Raw genomic sequence first — 23,184 nt, forward strand, 5'->3', positions numbered from 1 at the left:
TTCCCATGCCGCGACCACCATGCCCTTCGCGTTGTCTCGGGGGAAGAACGCCTCGAGTCGGGATGTCGCATCACTGATTCCCTGTCCGAATGTCCCCTGAAACGCCCTAATAGAGGGTGGGGGCGAACCGAAGCCATTCACGCCGCGTACTGACCAAGAATCCTCCGCGGAAACGAAACGCGCCGTTACCGGAGCGAGGTCCGTGGCGATTGCGGGACGTCTGGATCATCAGCCCTGACGTCACGGTCACGAGAACGAAACCACTACAACCGGCCCACATTGGCGGCATCCAACGCCAGAAAGAGTTTGATGCCACCCCGTTCCATACAATATTCTGACATCGACCTACCTATTCGTGCCATCCCCTTGCAGGAGAAAGCCATCAGTGAGTGCCGAAACTCTTGAGGGAACCGCCTCCCCCGAAGCGATTCGTCAGGCCAAGGAAGAACTCGACGCCCACGTGCGGGAAATCGTCGCTTGGCATTTCTCGCCCGAAACAGGCTGCCCCTTCTGGTTGAATAAGGCACAGGAGCTGGGCTGGGATCCCCGTAGCGAGATCCACTCGTACGAGGACCTCTCGAAATTCCCGCTCTTCGAGGACGAATGGCTTCGCGGCGGACCGCTGCAGCGCTGGATGCCCAAAGGCCTCGAGGGCAAGCCGGTCTACGTCTTCGAAACCGGCGGCACCACCGGCATCCCCAAAAGCCGCATCAATTTCGACGATTTCCGCACCGACTACTCGATCTTCGCCGACAACCTCCCCGACGAACACTTTCCCAAGGGAGCCAACTGGCTGATGCTCGGCCCCTCGGGCCCACGGCGACTACGGCTCGCGATCGAGCACCTCGCTCAGCATCGTGGCGGGATCTGCTTTTGCATCGACCTCGACCCGCGCTGGGTCGTCAAACTCATCAAGAAGGGCTGGATGGAGCATCTCGAGGCCTACAAAGAGCACTGCATCGACCAGGCCCTGACGGTTCTCAGTGCCAATCACAACGTCCAGTGCATGTTCACCACGCCGAAGCTGCTCGAGTCGCTCGCCCTCAAGCTTGAGGAAAAGGGCTCGTCGATCCGCGAGGCGGGCATCAAGGGGATCTTCTCCGGCGGCACCGAGTTCACGCCGCAGTGGAACCGTTTCGCCCACGAGGAACTTCTCGACGGCGCCTACATGACGCCGACCTACGGCAACACGCTCATGGGGCTCGCCGCCAGCGCTCCGAGCGGCCCGCACAACGACTACAAGATCTCCTACTACGCCCCGCAACCGCGTGCCGTCACCGAGGTCGTCTCGTTCGACGATCCTCATCAGAAGGTCGGCTTTGGCGAAACGGGGCGGGTGAAGCTCACGACGCTGACGAAGGAGTTCTTCATGCCCGGCTTCCTCGAACGGGACGAAGGGGAGCGCGAGCCGCCCTTCGAGAAGTACCCTTGGGACGGCGTCAGCGGTGTTCGCCCTTACAGCAAGCTTAGCGGCGGCACGACCGTTGGGGTCTACTGAGAAGTCTTCTGTTCCCCTCTCCCCGTGGGAGAGGCAGGCCGATGTTCCCCTCTCCCTGTGGGAGAGGGGTTAGGGGTGAGGGGGTTCCTTCTCTCGAGAACGGAACTCCTAGCAACAACACTCAATCCCCTCACCCGGCTCACGATGTTCGCCGACCTCTCCCCAAAGGAGAGGTGAGGAAGCGGAACACGACCTTGAGCCGCGCCCGCGAATCACTGAATCCAAGCATGCTGAGGAGCATTGTTCGTGATCACGATTCCCATCCTCCGCTGGGGCAAGCCCTACGACAGCCTCGAGAAGGAGGACATCACCCACTACGCCACCGGCGAACCGGTCGCGAAGATCAGCCGAGGTAACGCGGGGATCATTCGTCGCGACATCCGCAAGGCCGATCAGGCTCGCAAAGCCCTGCGAAAGATTCCGATTCACGACCTGGTCAAACGCGCGGCCAAGGCGGGCGAGCTCTACCTCAACGGCACGCTCCCGCTCGGTGACGGCTCCCAGACGGCCGAGGAGTTCGTCAAAGCCCAGTCGTCGACGACTGGCATGCCCGAGAATATGTGCCGGGCGAACATGCAGAAAAACCACTTCGTGCTCGCGGAGATGGAGAACATCCTCGAAGCCCTGACGCGGGGGCTCGATCTCGAGGTCTTGCAGCGTGGCTACGGCGAAGAGCGCGGCGTTACGGTTAGCTTCCAAGCTCAAGCCCCGGCGCTCGGCCTGGTGTTGCCGTCAAACTCGCCGGGTGTGCATACGCTTTGGCTGCCGGTGATCCCGATGCAAGTCGGCTTGCTGCTCAAGCCGGGCTCGCAAGAGCCGTGGACGCCCTATCGACTCACGGCGGCTTTCATCGAGGCGGGCATTCCGCCCGAGGCGATCTCGGTCTTCCCCGGTCCCACCGAGATGGGAGCGGCACTTCTGGAAACCTGCCCGCGAAGCCTGATCTTCGGCGGTGCCGAGACGATCCAACGCTACGCCGGCAATCCGCGGGTCCAGGCTCACGGGCCCGGGTTTTCAAAGGTCCTCATCGCCGAGGACAAGATCGACAACTGGGAAGAGTACGTCGACCTGCTCGTCGAGAGCATCTACTCCAATGGCGGCCGGAGCTGTATCAACTGCTCGAGCATCTGGGTGCCGCGTCACGGGCGCGCCATCGCCGAGGCGATCGCGGAGCGGCTTGGCAAGATCGAGCCGCTCGGCCCCGAGGATCCCGAAGCCGGCTTGGCCGCCTTCACCAACCCGGCGATCGCCAAGGCGGTCTCGGGCATGATCGACAACGACCTAACGCCGCCAGGCGTCGAGGAGATGACCGCGAAGTACCATCCCAACGGCCGGCTCATCGAGGAAGAGCGTTACGCCCATCTCTTGCCGACGCTGCTCTACAGCAACTCGCCGGAGCCGGAGGTCTGCAAACGCGAGTACATGTTCCCCTTTTCGACAGTCGTCGAGTGTCCACAAGAGGAGATGCTCAAGCGGATGGGACCGACGCTCATTTGCACGGCAATCACCGACAACCCGGAGTTGCGAAACGCCCTCCTCGATTCGACTGAGATCGACCGCATCAATCTCGGCCCAATCGCGACCAATCGCATCAACTGGCTGCAACCCCACGAAGGCAACATCGTCGACTTCCTCTACCGCTCGCGCGCCTGCCAGATCGTCTCGTGAGGGTCGGGCGCCGTGCCGACCGATCACGCTCTTGGGTAGCCCCGGTTGCTCTGCTACCGGGGCGGCGAAGCCGCAGGAGGTCATGGGTTGAGAAGGCACTCCGGACGACCGTGGAAGATTGCTCCCCCTTGTCCAAGGGAAGAACAGATTGCTCCCCCTTGGACAAGGGGGGACTTCAGTTCGTTTTCCCTCGTCCAAGGAAGGACGCTGGAGAGCGAGCCTTCCTTGGGTTGCCGTGGAGCGAGATTGGCCGTACATTAGTCCTTTGCGCTTAGAATCGGCGGAGATTCCACGCGATGTCCGCCTTCCGAACTCGCCCGCGAGGAGTTTTTGAGAGATGTCGATCGACAATAGCCTGAAAAAGAAGGGTGGCCTGGTTCGGGCGCGGAACGTTCTGAAGCGTCACGAGCGGATCACCAAACTCATCGAGCAGGATCGCTGGGAAGACGAGCAATCGCCCCTGGGTCTGCCGAAAGTCCGCGTCATGCGGATGGTCACCAAGAAGGTGAAGAAGAAGGAAGATCCGAAAGACGACGACAAGAAAAAGAAGAAGTAGTCCGCGAACGCGTCGGACTTCCCGTCGTCAACAACTCGACCTTCGCCAAGGCCCGCCACTCGCGGGCCTTTTCTATTGGCCGAGGAACGATCAAGATCGGGTCGGATCAGTAGCGGATGACGCGCCGGAAGAACGGGATCGCCAGAAACGCCATCAGCACCGACGGCAGCCACAAGAGCGCCGCGTTGCCTTGACCTTCCTTGTAGACGTTGAAGCAGAGGATCATTGCCGGGTAATAAACCGTGATGATCGGCAGGAAGCAGACGAAGAAGGTCCGCAGGAAGTCCCGTCGCTGAAAGAGGATGCTAATCGGGCAGCCGAGAAGGACGAATGGCAGCGCCGCGGTCGACTGGGCCATCCGGACGTGGACCTCGGCGCGCGATTCCCTCGCTTTTCGGTGTTCTCGGTGCGCGAGTTCCCGGTTGACTTGCACCAGTTCGCCGAGTCCCACCAGGTTGCCGCGGCTGACCCACCCGTGGGAGTCGAAGGCAAGTTCCGCGTCGAGTTCGCGTTCTTTGCGCTCGCGCTCCTTGGCTCTCTCCTCGAGTCCGGCGAAGGTGAGATTCTGTAGTTTCTGCTTTGCGTCCTTAAAGGAGGCGGGCAGTGGCATCCGCTCGCTCCGGTCCTTGAAGTGGACGGAGTTCTCGGCATTGGTCGTCGCGACCCCGTCGAAGAGCCGGATCAGGGCGACGTCCTCGCCGCCGTCCTCTCCGCGTTCGACTTCGATCGTCGCTTGCGCCGCTTGGGCGACCATGCCGTAGCCGCCGCCGCGTTTGCGTTGCTTGATGACGACATTGATGAGTCGGTCGTCGCGGACACTCTTGACGTAGATTTCGTAGGGGAATTCGGGCTGATTGATGTAGCCGTTCTGTTTGAGGTAGGCGTAGAGCGTCGCTTGGACGTCGGCCATGATCCGTTCGGTCAGCGAGCGATTGCAGCGTGGGATGAACTGGTCGACGAGGTAGAGTCCGCCGCCGGCGAACATCGCGCCGAGGAGGATTGCCGGCCACAGGACCTTCATGACGTTGATGCCGCCGGCCTTGATCGCGGTGATCTCGTTGGAACTGCTGAGTTGGCCGAAGGTGACGGTGCACGCGAAGAGTAGGCACGCGGGAATGGTGTAGGGGAGCGTTGGCATGATCAGGTAGGGCATCAGCAACACGATGCCCAGGGGATCAAGCCCGCGCCGCGCGGCTTCGACCATGGCCCCGACGAGCATCAGGAGTGCTGATGTCGCGACCAACGCCAGTACTGTCGTCAACACGAGGTCTGAAAAGACCTGTCGCTGAATCAACCGGTAGTTCAACGCCTTGCCTACTCCCGTCCGATGCGATTCGGAACTTCCGAGCGAGGGGCTTCGAGAGTTCGTCGTTGTCGCTTCCTTCGGCGAGCCGCCTTGTAAGCGCTGCCGGAGAACGGGTCCAGAGAAGGTTCCGTATTCCTTGGGCGGAAGATGGGCAGCGTCGGAAGACTGCGAGAGATTGCCGGCGTCATTGCTCTCGCGTGGCGACGATTCAGTGTCCCTGAGTTGGGAAGATCTCCCTCAGGCGAGTGCCGGGGTGACTCTTCCGTCAACGTGATCCTTGCTGAATAGGGCGTGATTTTGGGGTGACGCCGGCGGTCTAGCGGGACCAGGGAAATGGGGGCAAGCCGCGTTCTTGTCGCCGATTCCGCATGTCCTCGAAGAACTTCGTGAACTTGGCCCGCTGCTGCGGAGATGAGTTGTCCAGCATCTTCTGACGCCACTCGTTTCGCTGCTCCCCGGTCGCCTGCCGACCTCCGAAGGGCCCGCCGGGAGGGCCTTGTGGCCGTTTGCCCTCGGCTTTGTTCTTCGCGGCTCGCTCCCGGAACTCCTTGAATCGCTTCTCCCCCTCGTCGATCATTCGGTCGAGGTAGGCGGTTTTCTCTTCTTCCGGCAGGTCAAAGTAGCGATCGATGCTCTGTTGGAATGGGTTGCGACTCCAAAGCTCCTTCTGGTTTGTCTTGGGAAGCTTCTCGAACTCCGTGCGCAGCTTCTCGAACTTTTCGCGGCGTTCCTCGGGAGGCAGCTCGCGGGTCTTCGGGCTCATGATGTCGTTTCGCAACTGCTCGACGTGAGCGATTTGCGCCCTGACTTGGTACTGCCGCCAGAGGAAGACGCCTCCGGCAACGACGACGACCGCGGCGATCGAGCCGAACACGTAGCGATTGCGCCGATTCATGATGCTTCCCTCGGAGATTCGCGCGTTAACTAGCCCTTGTCGGTTCCGTCAGCATCTTCGCGCCATTGGGCGAGGGCGGCCAGGGTAAACTTGACGACATGGTCGGAAAGCCTTTTCGCGTCGAGCGTTGCAACGACGTCCTCTCCCACCAGGATGCCCATGACCGAGCGGTGCATGCGAAAGAAGGTGCACTGTCCGACTAGGCTCCACACTAATAACTGCTGAGTCTGCCGATCGGTCACACCCGGGAGGATTTCCTGGATGATTCCAACAAACTGCTCATTGGCAGGCCGGATGAACTCGTCGACCAGGTCCCGACACGCTTGCGTCGGGTTCATGAACTCCCGCAAGACGAGCCGTTGGCACCAATCGGGACGGCGCAGCGGGTCGTTCTCGAACATGTGCTGGAAAAAGGCCCGAATCATCAGTTCGAGTTTCGCTTCGGGGGCCATCTCCCCAGGAAGCGTTGGGATTTGCTTTCCCGCCGGATCGTGCATGAGTCGATGGGCGTACTTGACCGCCTCGACATAGAGGCTCGCTTTGTCGCCGAAGTGGTAACTGATCGCTTGGAGGTTGGCGCCCGCCTCTTGGCAGATCTCGCGAACGGTGGCCGAATCGAAGCCCTTGTCCGCGAAGAGTTTCGCGGCGGCCTCGAGAATGCGTGCCTTAGTGTCCTCCGGTCCGCTTGCCATCGGCGCGATTGCCTCTCGTTAGTAAGTCACGCCCGCGGCCCCGCGATCGTGCTGGCGCGAGCACGTCGGTGTCCGTCCCTCGTCGCGGCACCTGCTTGACGATAAGCCAGGCTGTCTGTCGCGGTCAATGAGGGGGCTGATATCCGGTGTTCCGCTGGCTTGCAAACGCTGGCTGGGGGCATCGGGCGCACGACTTTGGGAAATCCTTCACAAGCGCCTATCGTATAGCGAGAAGAGAAGAGATCGCCTCCAAATGACCACGGCTCCGTCTCGATCCAGGGGCGGCAAGCTGTCGCCGTTTCGGTACGACCCTCGGGGTCGCGCGTCGTCGGACGAGCCGATTGCCGGGGAGGCATGATTCATTCAATTTTTACCACGGGCGAGCTTGCGATGGCAGGCGGTAGTCATAAGTTGACCGAGTGCTTTGTGAAGATTTTCACAATCAACCGCTTTCCCGCCGCCCTCGGGATCCTCTGCTTCGGAATGTGACGCATGGCCGAGATCGTCATCGATCAAGGATACGACCTCCATCTAGCTGGACAGCCTGACCAGGCCGTTTTGGATGCGCCCCTGCCGCGGCGTGTCGCGGTGAGGCCGCCCGAATTCTACCGCTGCAAGATGCGGCCTGTGGTCCAGGCTGGCGATGCCGTCAAGGTCGGCACGCCCCTGCTGCAGGACAAGGACCGCCCCGAGTTGGTCGTCGTCTCCCCGGCGAGCGGCACGGTGGCCGAAGTCAAACGCGGCGCTCGTCGCGCCCTGCTTGAAGTCTCCGTCGATGTCGCCGGTCGCGACGAGTTCGAGGACTTTGGCAGCTTGGCGCCGAATGTCGCCTCCCGGCAGCAGGTCCGGGAACTGCTACTCAAGGCCGGTCTCTGGCCGACCCTAAGACAACATCCCTACGGCCGCATCGCCAATCCCGACGACATTCCCAAGGGGATCTTCGTCTCCTGTTTCGAGTCGGACCCCTTCCTTCCCGATGCCAACGTCACGTTGGAGGGACAGGAGGAAGCGTTCGCTCTAGGGGTCGAAGCGCTCAAGCGTCTCACCGACGGAGCGGTGCATCTCGGGGTCGAGGCCGCGACCCGCGTCCCCTGTCGGGCGATTCGCGAGGTTCGTGGCGAGGGTGTCGAGAAACACCGCATTCGTGGTCCGCGGCCGGCGAGCAATCCCGCGGTCCAGGCCTTCTTCGTCGATCGGGTGAAGCCGGGCGAGGTCATCTGGTACCTCGATCCGCAGGATGTCGCCGCGATCGGCATGCTGGTCCGCGACGGCCACTTCCCCACCGACAAGGTGATCACCCTCGCCGGCACCGGCGTGAAGGAGTCCGATCGAACTCACTACCGTGTTCGCCGCGGTACGCGAGCTTCCGATCTTCTGGACGGCAAGCTTGTCGAAGGCGAATTGCGAGTCGTCTCGGGGAGCTTGCTCACGGGTACCAAGATTGATCTCGCGAGTTGTCTCGGCTTCTACGACTCGGCCCTGGTCGTGATCCCCGAAGGAAGCAACCGCCGGGAGTTCCTGGGCTGGCTTTGGCCGGGAGCCAAAAGAGCGAGTTGGTCGCGAGCCTTCGCCTCGGCCCTGCGTCCGGAGAGCGAAGAATTCGAGGTCGACACCAATCTCAATGGCGGTCACCGGGCGTGTATCCAGAGTGGCTACTGCCTGAAGGTCTGTCCAACCGATGTCCAGCCGCTCTTCGTCTGGAAGGCGGTCTCCTACGGCGACCTTGAGGAAATGGAGCAGCTCGGCATCACCGACTGCGTCAGTTGCGGGCTGTGCACGTACGTCTGCCCCTCCAAGATTGAAATCGATGACTACATCAAACGTGGCCTTGAAGAGCTGCAGAAGGAGGGATGAGCGTTGATCCGCGAGCAGCTTGACAAGTACCGACCCCTATTCGAAGAGGGTGGTCGGTTCGCGAAGTTTTTTCCGATCTTCGAAGCGACCGAGACGTTCGTCCTCACCAGCGGCGCCGTCACAAAGGGGGCCGCGCACATCCGCGACGCGCTCGACACCAAACGCTACATGGTGATGGTGATCGTCGCGCTCTTGCCGACCGTCTTCATGGGTGCCTGGAACGCGGGCTACCAACACAATCTCGCCTTTGGCGAGTCGACCGGCTTCTTCTCGAGCATGATCGTCGGTCTCTGGTACACGCTTCCGATCATCATCGTCTCGTACACCGTCGGCGGAATCTGGGAAGTCCTCTTCGCCGTCGTTCGCAAGCATGAGATCAACGAAGGCTTCCTGGTGACCGGGCTTCTCTTCCCGCTCACCTTGCCCCCGAACATCCCGCTCTGGCAGGTCGCCGTCGGCATCTCTTTCGGTGTCGTCATCGGCAAGGAGGTCTTTGGCGGAACGGGGATGAATATCTTCAATCCCGCCCTGACCGCCCGAGCCTTCGTCTTCTTCGCCTTCCCCGCGTTCATCTCGGGTGATCAGGTCTGGATCGCGAACTACATGGGCAACAGCGAACAAGCTGTTCAGGGAATCAGCGGAGCGACGCCGTTGCTCGCGGTCGCCAGCGGCGATCTGGGCGCGAAAGCGACGAGCGTGCTCGCCGGCATCCATCAAGCCCACGACCTGATGAACTACTCCTGGTGGAACTGTTTCATCGGTTTCATCCCTGGAAGCATCGGCGAGACGTCGACCGTCGCCTGTCTGATCGGCGCGGCGATTTTGATCTCGACCGGAATCGGCAGTTGGCGGACGATCGTCGGTTGTCTGGTGGGCATGATCGCGATGTCGATGGTGCTCAACAGCTTCGCCGGGCCCGGCCGCAACCCGATGCTGAGCTTGCCGCCTTACTGGCACTTCGTCGTCGGCAGTTTCGCCTTCGGCTCGGTCTACATGGCGACCGATCCGGTTTCCGGCTCGGTGACCGATGTGGGCAAGTGGATCTATGGGATCCTGATCGGGATCGTTTGTGTCCTGATCCGATGCGTCAATCCCGCCTATCCGGAGGGAATGATGCTGGCGATTCTCCTCATGAACATTTTCGCGACGACGATCGACCATTTCGTCGTGCAGCAGAACATCCGTCAACGGAGGTTGGCTCATGCAGGATAACAACCTCTACACGATCAAATTCATGTTGATCATCTGCGTCGCGTGCGCCGTGGGCGTCTCGGTCGTCGCGATGGGGCTCAAGCCGCTCCAGATGTACAACGCCGAGATCGACAATCAGAAGAACGTCCTCTCGGTCGTCGGGTTGCTCGAGGAGGGGAAGTCCTACGGCTCCTCGCAGATCAGCTCGATGTACAAGGAGCGGATCAAGAGCATCGTCGTCAATGGCAAGGGCGAGGTCGTCGAGGACGGCAACGCCGACGAACTCGATTTGCTCACCCTCGACGAGACCAACAAGGGCAAGCCCGAGGAAGAGCAGCGCTGGCCCATCTTCGAAGTTGAAGAAGGGGGAAAGGTCGTCACGTTCGCGATCCCGATTTCCGGACGCGGCCTCTGGTCGGCCCTCTACGGCTACTTGGCCCTCGATGCCAACGCCGACACCGTCGCGGGCATCACCTTCTACAAGGAAGGGGAAACCGCCGGCCTCGGTGCGGAGATTCGTCAGCCGTGGTTTCAGGAACAGTTCAAAGGCAAGGAGATCCTCGAGGGCGATAAACTCGTCTCGATCAAGATCTTCAAGCCCGGTGTTCCGATCCCCGCCGACATGGAAGAGCACTCCGTTCATGGCATCAGTGGAGCGACCATCACGAGCACCGGTGTTCAAGACCTGCTTGTGAAGGATCTCAACCGCTACAAGCCATTCTTCGCCTCGATCTGGCAAAGCGAAGGGAAGTGAGCATGGCAACGTTGATCGATAAGATTCCCGGGTTGGCGCAACTGTCGAAGAAGGATCGCGAGATCGTCGTCGACCCGTTGTGGGACAACAACCCGATCACGCTCCAGGTGCTCGGCATCTGCTCGGCGCTCGCGGTCACCACCAAGGTGCAACCGGCGCTGGTCATGTCGGCGGCTCTGGTATTCGTGCTGACGATGTCGAACGTCGTCATCTCGGTCTTGCGAAATTACATCCCCTCGAAGGTCCGCATGATCGTCGAGTTGGCGGTGATCTCCTCCTTGGTGATCATCATTGACGAGTTCCTCAAGGCCTTCCTGTTCGACGTCGCCAAGGAATTGAGCGTCTTCGTCAGTCTGATCGTGACCAACTGCATCGTCATGGGACGGGCCGAAGCCTACGCGATGGCCAATGGCCCCTTTCGGTCGGCGCTCGACGGCATCGGCAACGCCCTCGGCTACGGGGTCATTCTGCTGCTGGTCGCCAGCGGTCGGGAGATTCTCGGCGGCGGCACCTGGTTCGGCTTGCCGGTCGTCCCGCAGTTTGTCTACGACGCCGGGTACGTCAACGTCGGCCTGATGCTTCTTCCCCCGGGAGCCTTCATCCTGTTGGGGCTGATCATTTGGGTCCAGCGTTCGATCTCCGGTAAGGTCATCGACTGAACCATCCAGGTAGCCGCCTCGTGCGAGCGCGGACCTTGTTCGAATCAAGCAATCGTGTGAGCGAGTGAGAAGGACGGACTGATGGAAGACCAGATCATTCACCTGGCCAGCTTGGCAGTGAAGGCGATCTTCATCGACAACATCCTGCTGGCCTACTTCCTGGGGATGTGCTCGTTCCTGGCCTGTTCCAAGAAGATCGATACCGCCGTCGGCCTCGGCCTCGCGGTCGTCGTCGTCTTGACGATCACCGCTCCGGCGAACTGGCTGATCTACGAGTTCTTCCTGAAGAAGGGGGCGCTCACTTGGCTCGGCGGGAGCCGCTTCGCCGACGTCGACCTCAGCTTCCTGAAGCTCATCAGCTTCATTGGCGTTATCGCGGCGATGGTGCAGATCGTCGAAATGGTCCTCGATCGCTTCAGCCAGAAACTCTACGCCGCCCTCGGCATCTTCTTGCCGCTGATCACCGTGAACTGTGCGATCCTCGGTTCGTCGCTCTTCATGGTCGAGCGGGAATACAACTTTCCGGAGTCGATCGTGTTCGGCTTCGGCTCGGGGGTCGGCTGGGCGCTGGCGATCATCTCGCTGGCGTCGATTCGCCAGAAGCTTCGCTACTCGAATATTCCGCCCGGCCTTCGTGGGCTTGGCATCACGTTCCTGATCACCGGACTGATGTCGCTCGGGTTCATGTGCTTCCAGGGCATTCAGCTCGGCAATCCGGCCGGCTAACGCCCACATGAGGCGTGGAAGACTACAATCGATCGTAAGTCAGGCCATTGCCTGACGCGAGCAGTTGGACTCGTAGGTCAGGCCATTGCCTGACGCGAGCAGTTGGACTCGTAGGTCAGGCCATTGCCTGACGCGAGCAGTTGGACTCGTAGGTCAGGCCATTGCCTGACGCGAACGACTTGTTCGACAATCTTATAAGGATCCTCCCCTAGAAGGATCGATCATGATGCAGACCTTGCTATCTATCGTGTCGGGTGTGGGCGTCTTCACGCTCATCATCATGGCTCTCGTCGGAATCCTGAGCCTGGTTGAGATGTTTCTCGTCAAGAAGGGGAACGTCAAGATCCTCATCAACGACGAGAAGGAAGTGACCGTCCCCAGCGGTGGGACCGTCCTGACGACCCTCTCCAACGAGAAGATCTTTCTCCCTTCCGCTTGCGGTGGCGGTGGTACCTGCGCGATGTGCAAGTGCCAGATCTTCGAGGGAGGCGGGAACATCCTTCCGACCGAGACGAACCATATCAACCGCGTCGAACAACGCGAGCATTGGCGTCTGGGCTGTCAGGTCAAAGTCCGCCAGGACATGAAGATCCACGTCCCCGACGAGATCTTCTCCATTAAGAAGTTCGAGTGTACCGTCCGCTCCAACGAGAACGTCGCGACCTTCATCAAGGAGCTTGTGCTCGATCTGCCCGCAGGCGAGATCTTGAAGTTCAAGGCGGGCGGCTACATCCAGATCTACATTCCTCCCTACAAGATCGACTACGCCCAATTCAAGGACAACGTCGAGGAGGAATACCACGAGGACTGGAACCGTTTCGATCTGTGGCGATTCAAGGCGTCCAACGACGAGGAGGTCTTCCGGGCCTACTCCATGGCCAACCATCCCGCCGAAGGGAACATGGTCATGCTCAATGTCCGGATCGCCAGTCCACCGCCGCGGAATCCCGATGCCCCTCCCGGCATCGCCTCCTCGTACATCTTCAACCTTCGCCCGGGCGACAAGGTGACCGTCAGCGGTCCTTACGGTGAATTCTTCATCCGCGACACGAAGAAGGAGATGATCTACATCGGTGGTGGTGCCGGCATGGCTCCGCTCCGGGCTCATCTCTTCCATCTCTTCCACACGCTCAAGACGCGGGACCGGAAGGTGTCATTCTGGTACGGTGCCCGTTCGGTGCGGGAGATGTTCTACACCGACGACTTCCGCAATATCGAGAAGGAGTACGATAACTTCTCGTACCACGTCGCGCTCTCCGAGCCGATGGAGGAGGACAACTGGACCGGCCCGGTCGGCTTCATTCACCAGGTCTGCCTCGACAACTATCTGAAGAACCATCCGGCGCCGGAAGAGTGCGAGTACTACATGTGTGGTCCGCCTCCGATGATCAACGCCGTCAACAAGATGCTCTTCGACCTGGGTGTCGAGCCGGACGCCATCTCGTACGACTCGTTCGGCTAAGTGAGCGGCGGGTGGGCCTCGGCCCACGACGAACCCGTCAACTTCGCGGCCTAGGGCGATCGCGTCCCAGAGTTGCCGCCTCGGTCCGGATCGTCAGTAGTTGTGGTGGGTCAAGACCCACCCTGCTTTCGGGAGCGACACTGCTCCCCACGGTGAACGATTCATTTCCCTGGCTCCTACCGTTCCCCACGCCAAGCCCGGAGATGACATGCTCCTCGGCTACAACACCAACGGGTTCGCTCATCACCGCTTTGAGGATACGCTCGCGATCTTGGCCGATCTCGGCTATGGCGCGGTTGGTATCACCCTTGACGTTCACTGCCTCGATCCCTTCCAACGCGAAACAATGAACCAACTCGGCGCAATCCGTAAGCGTCTCGAATCGCTCGGCCTTCGTTCGGTGATCGAAACCGGCGCTCGCTTCCTCCTCGATCCCCGCAGGAAACACCAGCCCACCCTCTTGAGCCCGTCGGATGAGGAACGAGCCGTTCGCCGCGACTTTCTCTGCCAATGCATCGACGTCGCCGAGGCTCTCGGTTCCGATGGCGTCTCCTTCTGGTCGGGAACGCCCGTCGATGATGCCGAGGAGGAGACGCTCGGCGATCGCATTCGCTCCTCGCTCGAGGTACTGCTCGAACGAGCCGCGAAACAGAATATCCCACTGGCCCTGGAGCCGGAACCGGGGATGTGGATCGACACCACGGCCAAGGGGCAGCGGTGGATCGCCGCCCTCGATCATCCGATGCTTGGACTCACGATCGACATCGGCCATCTTCACTGCTTGGGAGAGGGGGACGTTCCGGGTCTGCTCGAGGGGATTAAGGATCGGCTCTGGAATGTTCACTTGGAGGACATGAAGGAGGGCGTGCACGATCACTTGATGTTCGGCGAGGGCGAGATCGACTTTCCCCCGATCATCGAATGGCTCGAGGCGAACTACGACCGAGGAGTTTATGTCGAACTCAGTCGGCATGCCCACAACGCGGTCGAGATCGCCCGACAATCGAAAGAGTTCATTTCGCGGCTCCTGAAGAGTTCTTAGCCGGTCGCGAATTGATCAACGGGCTGGTCAGAGCCACTTGTACCAGATCGTTCCCCAGAGCCCATCGATGCCGTGCTCGTCGGCCGCTTTCATGACGCCGGGGAAATCCTCGCTGTAGTCGTGTCCGCTCAGGAGACCACCGGAAGCGACGTGCGGTTTCCAGGCGGCGATGTCGGCCTTCACGTCTTCGTACTCGTGGGAGGCGTCGATGAAGACCATGGCGACCTTCTCATGCTCGGGCCAGGCCTCGGCCCACATCAGGCTCTCCCCAAAACAGGGATGAACCCGCCGAAAGAGCATCTCGCCCATGTTTTGACAAAAGATGCGAAAGGCGTTGGCGGGGCCGTACTCCTTGGCGAGCGGCCCGAGGGCGTCGTGCTCGTTGCCAAGCCAATGGTCGACGCAGTAGACCTTAAAGCCGTTGCGGGCAAGCTCCCGCGATGTGCCGCCAGCCCAGACACCGATCTCGATGACGTTGTTCCGCCCCGATCGGAGCCGTGCCTGTTGAGCGAAGCTGACGACGGCGTCGACCTCGTAGTTGGTGAACCTCATCGGGTCGAACGGTTGGTTCATGGGACGTCTTTCGTCTGCGACCGGTTCGGTCGAGCGGTGAACGCTGTTTCTCGGACATTCGCGTGGTCGAGCGCCGTTTCCCGTGCCGCGATCGCTGCCGACGCGACGAGTCTCGACGCTGACAAGACGTTGGCCATGGGGTGGCGGAGTTGTCCTAGCCGGATCGGCGAGCGATGACCATCCTGGGTGAAGGAAAGTGAATGAGAAACATCGCGGCGAGATTTGGCCGGGTGGGTAGGCCGAGGAACAAGAGGGAGCAGGGGAGCGTTCGGCGATCAGGGAGCGAGCCCCGATCGCGCGAGGGTTCGATGGTGGAGATGTGAGCGGATCACGCGTTGACGACGAAGCGTCCGACAAGCTCCTTGAGCTGCTCGGCTTGGCCCGAGAGTTCCTCGGAGGAGGCGGCGAGTTCCTCGGCGGCCGCGGCGTTGGCTTCGGTCATCCGTTCGACCGTACCGATCCCCGCGGAGACCTCCAGCGAGACGCTTCGTTGCTCCTCGGTCGACGAGACGATGGCGTCGATGAGGCCGGCGGTCTCCTCGACACCGGCGACGATCTTGGAGAGTGACTCCTCGGTGCGTCGGCTGAGGGTCGAGCCCTCCTGGACCCGCTTGGTCGATTCGTTGATCAGCGAGGTGATTTCCTTGGCCGCTTCGCTTGAGCGTTCGGCGAGCTTGCGGACCTCGTCGGCGACGACGGCGAAGCCGAGTCCGTGTTCGCCCGCACGGGCCGCCTCGATGGCGGCATTGAGGGCGAGCAAGTTCGTCTGCGAGGCGATCTCGGAGATGACGCCGATGATCTCGGAGATCTGCTCCGACGACTTCGCGATTAGTTTCATCGCTTCGAGGTTCTCGCCGACGGCGGCTCCTCCCTCGCGGGCCAGGTCCCGCGTCCGCCGGGCACTCTCGTCGACGTCCTTGGCGTTGCCCCCGACTCTGCCGATCTTGTCGTCGAGGGTTTTTACCGCCGCGTTCATCTGTTCGACCGTCGCCGATTGCTCCTGCCCCGATTCGGAGAGATTGCTGGAGCTCTCCGAGACGACGCGAGAGCTCTCGAGGAACTGATCGGCGGACTCGGAGATGTTCATCACGACGCCGCGAAGCGACTCGGTCATGGTGCGCAGCCCTTCGCCCAGACGACCGATCGCGTCGGTTCCGCCAACCGTGATTTCCTTGGTGAGATCGCCATCGGCCGCCGCTGAGACCGACTGGAGAAGTTCGTCGACTTTGCGATTGAGTTCCGCTTGTCGGCGACGTTCTTCTTCTTGGAGGCCGATCTGTTGCAGTGATTGGGATACGAGTCGGCCGACGTTGCGAAGAGCGTCGAGTCGCTCGGGGCTCGGATCGAGTGTCTCGAGCGCGAAGAAGTCCATGGTCCCGACGACGTCCCCGTCAACCATAATCGGGAAGCAGACCCCCGACTTGACCCCAGCGCGGATCGCCACCGGACCACGGCAACAGTCCCGGATGTCGGCGAGATTCTTGACGAAGAACAAGTCCCGCTGTTTCCATGCCCGCCCACTGAGCCCAACGCCTTCGTCAAAGCTCGCGTCCATGGTGATCTTGCGGAACTCCGGATTGACGCTTCCCGACTCTTGGGCGAAGACGAGCGTGTTTCGTTCGGGATCGCGACGCCAGAAGGAACCGTAGGCCCAGCCGAACTCTTGGCGCACGGTGTCCAGGGCTTCGTTGACGGCCTCTTCCGCGGTGGTCGCTCCCATGAGGGACGAGAGTACGTTGTTGACAGCCCGCGTATCTCTGGCGGTTTCAGCTTGCCGGCGCCCCTCGGCGAGACGCTCGAGGGTTCCCGAGACGAGTCGTCCCACTGTACGCAAGGCTTGAAGCCGGTCCTCACTCGGCGAGAGCGTTCGCGTCGCGAAGAAGTCCATGGTCCCAACGATCTCGCCGGAGACGGTGATGGGGAAGCAGACCCCCGACTTGACGCCGGCGCTCAACGCGGCCGGAGCCCGGCAGCAGTCGCGCATCTCGGAGAGATCCTTGACGAACAACAAGTCGCGGCGTTTCCAAGTCTTTCCGCTCAGACCGACACCCTCGGCGAAACTCGCTTGCATCGTCGCTTGATGAAATTCCCTGGTTACCGTGCCCGACTCGGCCTGGAAGACCAAGGCGTTCTGCTCGGGATCGAGTCGCCAGAAGGAACCGTAGGCCCAGTCGAAGGCACTGCGGACCTTGTTGAGCGCCTCCCGGAGAGCCGACTCCTCGTCCTCGCAGGAGGTCAACGATTCGAGAACTTCATTGACGGCCTTGGCGTTCTCGGCCACCTCACGCTGCTCCTCGGCGTCGCGGACACGCTCCATCGCCACGGAGACAAGTTGGCCGATGCTGCGAAGCGCGTTCAGTCGGCTCTCGGTCAGCGTGATGATCTCGAGCATGAAGAAATCCATCGTGCCGACGACATCTCCGTCGACCATGATGGGGAAGCAGACTCCCGATTTGACGCCCGCTCGTCTCGCGTCGGGTGCCCGGCAGCAGTCGTGGACGTCGCCGATATCCTCGACGAAATGAAGGTCGCGTTTCTTCCAGGCGCGCCCGCTCAAGCCGACGCCTTCAGCAAAGCTCGCCTCGAGGGTGACTTTGCGGAACGATTCGTTCACCGTCCCCGACTCGCACGAGAACTTGAGGACGTTCTGCTCTTGGTCGCGACTCCAGAAAGACCCGTAGGCCCAGCCGAAGCGATCGCGCACCGCGTCGAGAGCCGCTTGGGCTACTTCCTCAGTGTTCGAGGCTTTTCCGATGGCGGCGAGCACTTCGGCGACCGCGGCCGCGTCAGACGTCGCCTCTTGCTCCCGTTGCTTCTCGTAGAGTCGAGTGACCGCGGACGAAACGAGCCGGCTGACCGCATGAAGCGACTCGAGGCGATCGGGAGTCGGCTCACCCGCCTCCTCACTGAAGAAGTCCATCGTTCCCAGGATCGACCCGTTGCACGCGATCGGGAAGCAGACCTCCGAGCGGACGCCCGCGCTAAGGGCGGCCGGCGCCAAGCTCGAGTCGGTCGATGATTCGAGGTCGGGCACCACTTGAAGTTCCCGCTGCTTCCAGGCCCGACCGACCGGCCCGAGCCCTGGGGCGAAGGAGGTCCCCTCGGCGACGTTGCGGAACTCGTCGTTCCGCTTCCCGGCCTGATAGGCGACCCGCAGCACGTCGTCTTCTTCATCCAACAGCCAGTAGGAGGCGTAGGTCCATCCGAATGCCGAGCGGATCGCCTCCAGCGCGGACCGCATCACGTCGTCGATCGAGTCGGCGCTGGAGACCGCGTGGATGACATCGCCCAACGCCTTGTGATTCTGACGGAGCTCGACGATTTCCTGTTGCATGGTATCGTTCTCAACTTCGGGTTCGGAGGGTTGTGTTTCGGTCAACGATTCATTGGCGGATGGTGTGGTGGAGGATGATTGGCGCCGTCGTGAGCGTCTGGAGCCGCCCGACGATCCCGCTTCCTTCTCGTGACTGAATTCCTGGGTTTCTCGCGCGTTCCCGTCTGTCCCATTCGACGTGGGGGAAGCCTCCGCAGTGGTCGGCGGACTCTCGTTGGAACCATTGGGGGAACCGGTCTGGGCGTCAGGTTGCTTTGACGCGTCCTGGGCCATGTCACTCATGAGAGACTGCTCCTGCGGCAATTTTTCGAGTCGGCCAAGACGCCCACTCAATGGTCCGCGACGATTGGTTGTCGAGTCGGCCCGCCATCGCGCAAGCGCGGTTGGGGTCACTGCGGAGTTGGTTCAGTGAAACTGTAGCACGCATAATGCGCAAAAGAGGAAAAGGTCTGAAAGAATCAGGCGGTTAATCCAGTCGCTGCGAAGAATGAGTGAAGAATGAGCCAAAAGTGATGCATTGGTCTCACGGAGGCGGAGGTCGGACTACGTTTCAGGATGCAGGCAAGGGATTCAGTCCTGTTGGAATATCCTGGAGGTGGGCTGGTCTCGCGGCGGAGTGACGACTCGATCGTGATCCGACAGCGCGAAAGGAGCGGACGCGGACGAAGGTTCCGGTCTCTTGGAACGATGCTCGAGCGGGGAGTCTTCCTGGGAGTTCCCTACAATGGCGAGTCCATGGAGACGTGTGGTGAGTCCATCGAGCCCACGCCGTGCGGTGGGGCCCTTCCGCGAGGGATGGGCGTTGGCGCGTATAATAGCTGCCGAGTGTGCGGGAGAGGACGGGAAAGCAGATGCCGGTGATCGAGGTCGACAATCTGTGCAAGACCTACCGCGTCGTCCAGCGGAGCGAGGAAGGGCTTCTCGCCTCCTTCCGGGGGCTCTTTCGGCGTCGCTACAAGTCGGTCCAAGCCGTGCAGCGGATCTCGTTCGAGATCGAGCCAGGGGAAATGGTCGCTTTCCTCGGTCCCAACGGAGCGGGCAAGACGACGACGCTCAAGATGCTTGCCGGTTTGATTCACCCGACCTCGGGCTCGGCCCAGGTGCTCGGGTTCACTCCGTCAGAACGATCCAACGAGTACCGTCGACGCTTCGCCTTGGTCATGGGCCAGAAAAATCAGCTCTGGTGGGATCTGCCGGCGCGGGAGTCGTTCCGTCTACATCGCGAGATCTATACCATTCCCACGAGCCAGTTCGAGAGCGTCGTCGGCGAGCTATCCGACCTGCTGTCGCTCGGGGATCTGGTCGATCAACCGGTCCGGGAACTCTCCCTCGGCGAACGAATGAAGATGGAGCTTGTCGCCGCTCTGCTGCATTCACCACGGGTTCTCTTCCTCGACGAGCCGACCATCGGACTCGACGTGGTCGCCCAGACGCAGCTTCGCGATTTTCTAAGGCGCTACAACCGTCGCCACGAAGTGACCGTCTTGCTTACCAGTCACTACATGAAGGATGTGGAGTCTCTGTGCGAACGCGCTATCGTGATCAACCATGGGAAGATTGTTCATGACGGCAGCCTCGCGGCGATCCTCAATCGCTTTAGTCAGCACAAGATTCTCAAGTTGCAGTTCCTCGAGGACGCTCCCGAGGAAGTGGGACGCTATGGCGATCTCCTGGAGGTACGCGGCCCCGTCGCCCGGCTTCGCGTCGACCGAGCGGAGATCGCGACGACGCTCGCGGCGATCCTCGATCGGCATCGGCTCGAGGACATCACGGTCGAGGAAGTCCCGATGGAGGAAGTGATCGCGGAGGTTTTTCGGTCCGGGGAATTCCAGGCTGTCTCTCCCGACGAGACGGTCGCCTCCAGCGCCACATCGAGTTAGCCAGCATGATCGTTCTTCGAAAATACGCGACGATCTTCTCGATCAGCCTCGCCGAGCGGTTGACGTACCGGACCGACTTTTTTCTCGGAACCCTCATCCGCTTCATGCCGATCGTCACGACGATCTTTCTCTGGGGCGCGATTTTCGCGGGTAGCGACCGGACGCGGATCGCGGGTTTCACCTCCGACGAGATCATCGCCTACTACTTGCTGATCATGGTGAGCCGAGCCTTCTCGAGCATGCCGGGACTTGCGTCGGGCATCGCTTTCGACATTCGAGAAGGGAACATCAAAAAGTACCTGACGCAGCCGATCGACATGCTCGGCTTTCTGCTGACCTCGCGGATCGCCCACAAGCTCGTCTACTATTCGATCGCTTCTGTCCCGTTCGCGATCGTCTTCTTTCTTTGCCGAGAGTTCTTTCCCGGATGGCCACCACCGACGGTCCTGGCCGCCTACGTCATCTCGCTCGCGTTGGCGTTCGTGATCGGTTTCCTGTTCGAGGCGCTGTTGGGCGTCCTGGGATTCTGGATGTTGGAGATCAGCTCGCTGCTATGGGTGGTCAACACGCTCAACTACTTGCTCAACGGGCACATGTTTCCGCTCGATTTGGTGCCGGGGCCGCTGGGGGTGCTGATTCGTCTGCTACCCTTCCAGTACATGGCCTATTTCCCGGCGATGTTGTTTCTGCGCGGGGCCGAGATGTCCACCATGGAACTCGCGTTGGCGGTCGGTGGTGAATTGCTGTGTGCCGTCGCGCTTTGGGTCGCGGTCCGCTATCTCTTCGCTCGAGGCGTCCGCCACTACAGTGCGTTTGGAGGATAGAATCCCGTTCGCGGAGGGCGAGCGCGAGATCGCTTCGCCGAAGGCGCGCGGGGAGGAGTGATCGGTTGAAGGAAGCTGGTTCTCGGTATGTGCGGTTGTACTTGAGCCTGGCTCGCTACTGTTTCGTGCGCGAGCTGAGTTTTCGGGGGAACTTCTTGGTGCGCTGCGCCGGGCAGAGTCTGTGGCTCGTGTTGATTCTCACCTTCTTCCAGCTCATCTTTCTCAACACGCGGCGGATCGGCGACTGGTCCCACAACGACTACCTGTTCTTCATGGGAACGAGCTTTCTCGTCAATGGAACGGTGAGTGGGCTCTTTCTGGTCAATTGCACGAATCTGTCGGAGCTCATCCGGACCGGCGACCTCGACTTCGCGCTCACCAAACCGATCGATGAGCAGTTTCTGCTGTCGACGCAGCGGGTCGATTGGTCCAACCTTCCCAATCTCTTCGTGGGTGGGGCGCTCGTGTTGTATGCGTGGCAGCGTAGCGGGAACTGGCCCACGATCCTCCAGGGGATCAACTACGTGCTCCTTCTTATTGCCGGCGTGGCGGTTCTCTACAGTTTGATGCTGATGATGGCCTCGTCGAGTGTCTGGATCGTTCGAAACCGTAGCTTGCACGAGATGTGGTTCTATGTGACCCAGTTCGCTCGCTACCCGGCCGACATCTACTTGAGTCACGGGGGAGGACGCGTTCTCTATTTCGTCCTGATGTATCTCTTGCCGGTCCTGTTGGCGATCACGACCCCGGCTCGCTATGGTGTGAAAATGGTCGAATGGCCGATGGTGCTCTATCTCTTTCTGGCGGCGGGAGTCAGCCTGGCGGTGAGCCGATGGTTCTTTCGTTTTGCGTTGTCGGCGTATCGAAGCGCCAGTAGCTAGACTCTGACTAGAAGTGGCAACCCGTCATCAACGGTCGGCGACCTCGCCATCGAGAGACGGAATCAGCGGGTTGATGCCAATGGCTGGGAACAGCACGCAACAGCGACGACGAGCATCGGACGCGGATCCGGATCCCGTCGCCCCGAGCGCGTCGACCACCGCCGTGGAGAGTGGCCAACGAGACGAGAGTCGCCTCGTGTCCGCTCGCCGCGACAGCTCCGAGTCGTCCAGCATGTCGCGCTCGACGACGATGGCCCTGCTGACATATTTCTCCCAGCAACCCAATGTTCTCGTGCTGGTCTTGGCGCTCACCCTCATCATCTTCATCGGCGCGATCGATGCCCGGGACAGCTACGAGCTCTCTTCGTCGCTCTTCTACTTGGGCCCAACGTTGCTGGCGGCGTATAGCGTTGGTCGATGGGCAGGGATTGGGCTCTCGCTGGTCAGCGCGCTGACGTGGCTAGTCGCCGATCGCATCGCGGTCCACGACTACACGAGCCCCGTGGCACAGTATTGGAACGCCGGGTTTCAGTTTGTTCTGTTCCTGATCTTCGCTCTCTTCGCGTCGTCGCTCCGGGCCGCGCTCGAGCGGGAACGTCATCGCGCGAACACCGATGGACTAACGGGCGTGGCCAATCCGCGCCGGTTTCTCGAACTGGTCAAGGCCGATGTCGTTCAGGCACGCGCGACCGGGTGTCCGGTGACGATGGCCTATTTGGACCTGGACGACTTCAAGCTCGTCAACGATCGCCTCGGTCACGGCGCTGGCGATGAGTTGTTGCGAACCGTCGCCGATGTTCTGCGCGATCATGTGCGGGACGAGGATGTCATCGCGCGCCTAGGGGGCGACGAGTTCGCGATCTTCTTCTTCGATGCCTCTTATGAGACCGCGGGAGAGATCCTTGAGCGTCTGCGCCGAGACTTTCTCTCGGAGATGCGGCGTCACGAGTCGCCGGTGAGTTTCTGCATCGGAGCGGCGACCTTTGTCGAGATTCCCGATTCGGTCAATGAATTGATCAGCGAGGCCGACACCCTCATGTATCTGGCGAAGGCGAAGGGAAAGAACGCGATCGAGCACCGTCAAGTCGAGCCATCGCGGGGCGTGGCGGATCACGACGGGTGAGTGCCGCCGCGTCCGGTTTTCCGCAAACGTTACCACGGCTCCTTCGCCACGAGTGTCGCATACGAGACTTGCCGCGAAATTGGGTTGGGCGCCGGCCCCAAGGATTACCCTCTTTCCCCGTGAATCCGAGCGAATCGAGCCGAAGCGCGGTTGCGTTTTTCCTGGCAGAGAGTATAACTAGAAAAGAGAGTCGGTGCCACATGCCCATGGCGAGGCAAGGCCCGGCTCCACACTGACATCCGCACAATTTGAAGGCTATGGAAGCC

General features: G+C 61.0%; 19 protein-coding genes. 14 read left to right on the top strand and 5 right to left on the bottom strand.

Annotated elements, in window-relative coordinates; genetic code table 11:
- Positions 1-427: 427 nt before the first annotated feature.
- The 3 genes from Pan216_RS02615 to Pan216_RS02625 all read left to right on the top strand — a co-directional run bounded on the left by Pan216_RS02615 (position 428) and on the right by Pan216_RS02625 (position 3,722).
- A complete protein-coding gene (locus Pan216_RS02615; protein ID WP_419193646.1) occupies positions 428-1,498 on the top strand; it encodes a phenylacetate--CoA ligase family protein in 1,071 nt (356 codons plus the stop codon).
- A gap of 246 nt (positions 1,499-1,744) precedes the next feature.
- A complete protein-coding gene (locus Pan216_RS02620; protein ID WP_145254411.1) occupies positions 1,745-3,166 on the top strand; it encodes an aldehyde dehydrogenase family protein in 1,422 nt (473 codons plus the stop codon).
- Between the two features lie 337 nt (positions 3,167-3,503).
- Positions 3,504-3,722 (top strand): small basic protein, encoded by a 219-nt coding sequence (locus Pan216_RS02625; RefSeq protein WP_145254413.1) that lies wholly within the window; start codon positions 3,504-3,506, stop codon positions 3,720-3,722.
- Between the two features lie 106 nt (positions 3,723-3,828).
- Here the strand turns inward: Pan216_RS02625 and Pan216_RS02630 are convergent, their stop codons facing one another.
- From Pan216_RS02630 to Pan216_RS02640, 3 genes are all read right to left on the bottom strand, one after another.
- The gene (locus tag Pan216_RS02630; protein WP_145254416.1) at positions 3,829-5,028 is read right to left on the bottom strand and encodes an LptF/LptG family permease; all 1,200 of its coding nucleotides are present in this window, start codon (positions 5,026-5,028) and stop codon (positions 3,829-3,831) included.
- 316 nt (positions 5,029-5,344) lie between these two features.
- On the bottom strand, positions 5,345-5,923 hold the full coding sequence (locus Pan216_RS02635; protein WP_145254419.1) for a hypothetical protein: 579 nt from the start codon (positions 5,921-5,923) through the stop codon (positions 5,345-5,347).
- A 29-nt stretch (positions 5,924-5,952) separates the two neighbouring features.
- A complete protein-coding gene (locus Pan216_RS02640) occupies positions 5,953-6,615 on the bottom strand; it encodes a TetR/AcrR family transcriptional regulator (RefSeq protein WP_145254422.1) in 663 nt (220 codons plus the stop codon).
- 492 nt (positions 6,616-7,107) lie between these two features.
- On the opposite strand from Pan216_RS02640, the gene Pan216_RS02645 reads away from it, so the two are divergent.
- From Pan216_RS02645 to Pan216_RS02675, 7 genes are all read left to right on the top strand, one after another.
- Complete coding sequence (locus Pan216_RS02645; RefSeq protein WP_145254424.1) at positions 7,108-8,469, top strand: Na(+)-translocating NADH-quinone reductase subunit A; 1,362 nt, start codon at positions 7,108-7,110, stop codon at positions 8,467-8,469.
- A 6-nt stretch (positions 8,470-8,475) separates the two neighbouring features.
- Positions 8,476-9,681: an NADH:ubiquinone reductase (Na(+)-transporting) subunit B gene (locus tag Pan216_RS02650; RefSeq protein WP_145263567.1), complete on the top strand. Its 1,206-nt coding sequence runs from the start codon at positions 8,476-8,478 to the stop codon at positions 9,679-9,681.
- The gene (gene nqrC / locus Pan216_RS02655) at positions 9,671-10,414 is read left to right on the top strand and encodes an NADH:ubiquinone reductase (Na(+)-transporting) subunit C (RefSeq protein WP_145254427.1); all 744 of its coding nucleotides are present in this window, start codon (positions 9,671-9,673) and stop codon (positions 10,412-10,414) included. Before Pan216_RS02650 ends, nqrC begins: the two co-directional genes overlap by 11 nt.
- Positions 10,415-10,446: 32 nt before the next feature.
- Positions 10,447-11,073: an NADH:ubiquinone reductase (Na(+)-transporting) subunit D gene (locus Pan216_RS02660; protein ID WP_145263569.1), complete on the top strand. Its 627-nt coding sequence runs from the start codon at positions 10,447-10,449 to the stop codon at positions 11,071-11,073.
- 93 nt (positions 11,074-11,166) lie between these two features.
- On the top strand, positions 11,167-11,799 hold the full coding sequence (gene nqrE / locus Pan216_RS02665; RefSeq protein WP_145263571.1) for an NADH:ubiquinone reductase (Na(+)-transporting) subunit E: 633 nt from the start codon (positions 11,167-11,169) through the stop codon (positions 11,797-11,799).
- A gap of 223 nt (positions 11,800-12,022) precedes the next feature.
- Positions 12,023-13,261: an NADH:ubiquinone reductase (Na(+)-transporting) subunit F gene (gene nqrF / locus Pan216_RS02670; protein ID WP_419193186.1), complete on the top strand. Its 1,239-nt coding sequence runs from the start codon at positions 12,023-12,025 to the stop codon at positions 13,259-13,261.
- 208 nt (positions 13,262-13,469) lie between these two features.
- Positions 13,470-14,303 carry a sugar phosphate isomerase/epimerase family protein gene (locus Pan216_RS02675; RefSeq protein ID WP_145254430.1) on the top strand — a complete coding sequence of 278 codons (834 nt, stop codon included), beginning with the start codon at positions 13,470-13,472 and terminating at the stop codon, positions 14,301-14,303.
- Positions 14,304-14,330: 27 nt separating this feature from the next.
- Here Pan216_RS02675 and Pan216_RS02680 read toward each other — a convergent pair whose 3' ends face one another.
- Positions 14,331-14,876 carry a class I SAM-dependent methyltransferase gene (locus Pan216_RS02680; RefSeq protein WP_145254433.1) on the bottom strand — a complete coding sequence of 182 codons (546 nt, stop codon included), beginning with the start codon at positions 14,874-14,876 and terminating at the stop codon, positions 14,331-14,333.
- A 328-nt stretch (positions 14,877-15,204) separates the two neighbouring features.
- On the bottom strand, positions 15,205-18,210 hold the full coding sequence (locus tag Pan216_RS02685; RefSeq protein WP_419193187.1) for a GAF domain-containing protein: 3,006 nt from the start codon (positions 18,208-18,210) through the stop codon (positions 15,205-15,207).
- A gap of 851 nt (positions 18,211-19,061) precedes the next feature.
- Here Pan216_RS02685 and Pan216_RS02690 point away from each other — a divergent pair.
- From Pan216_RS02690 to Pan216_RS02705, 4 genes are all read left to right on the top strand, one after another.
- A complete protein-coding gene (locus Pan216_RS02690) occupies positions 19,062-20,090 on the top strand; it encodes an ABC transporter ATP-binding protein (protein ID WP_145254439.1) in 1,029 nt (342 codons plus the stop codon).
- A gap of 5 nt (positions 20,091-20,095) precedes the next feature.
- Positions 20,096-20,914, top strand: a complete 819-nt coding sequence (locus Pan216_RS02695) for an ABC transporter permease (protein ID WP_145254442.1) — start codon at positions 20,096-20,098, stop codon at positions 20,912-20,914.
- Between the two features lie 65 nt (positions 20,915-20,979).
- Positions 20,980-21,795, top strand: coding sequence for an ABC transporter permease (locus Pan216_RS02700; protein WP_419193188.1), 816 nt, complete (start codon positions 20,980-20,982; stop codon positions 21,793-21,795).
- 196 nt (positions 21,796-21,991) lie between these two features.
- On the top strand, positions 21,992-22,918 hold the full coding sequence (locus Pan216_RS02705; RefSeq protein ID WP_419193189.1) for a diguanylate cyclase: 927 nt from the start codon (positions 21,992-21,994) through the stop codon (positions 22,916-22,918).
- The last annotated feature ends 266 nt before the right edge of the window (positions 22,919-23,184 follow it).

Origin of the sequence: Kolteria novifilia, assembly GCA_007748055.1 — a bacterium.
Classification (GTDB): domain Bacteria; phylum Planctomycetota; class Planctomycetia; order Kolteriales; family Kolteriaceae; genus Kolteria; species Kolteria novifilia.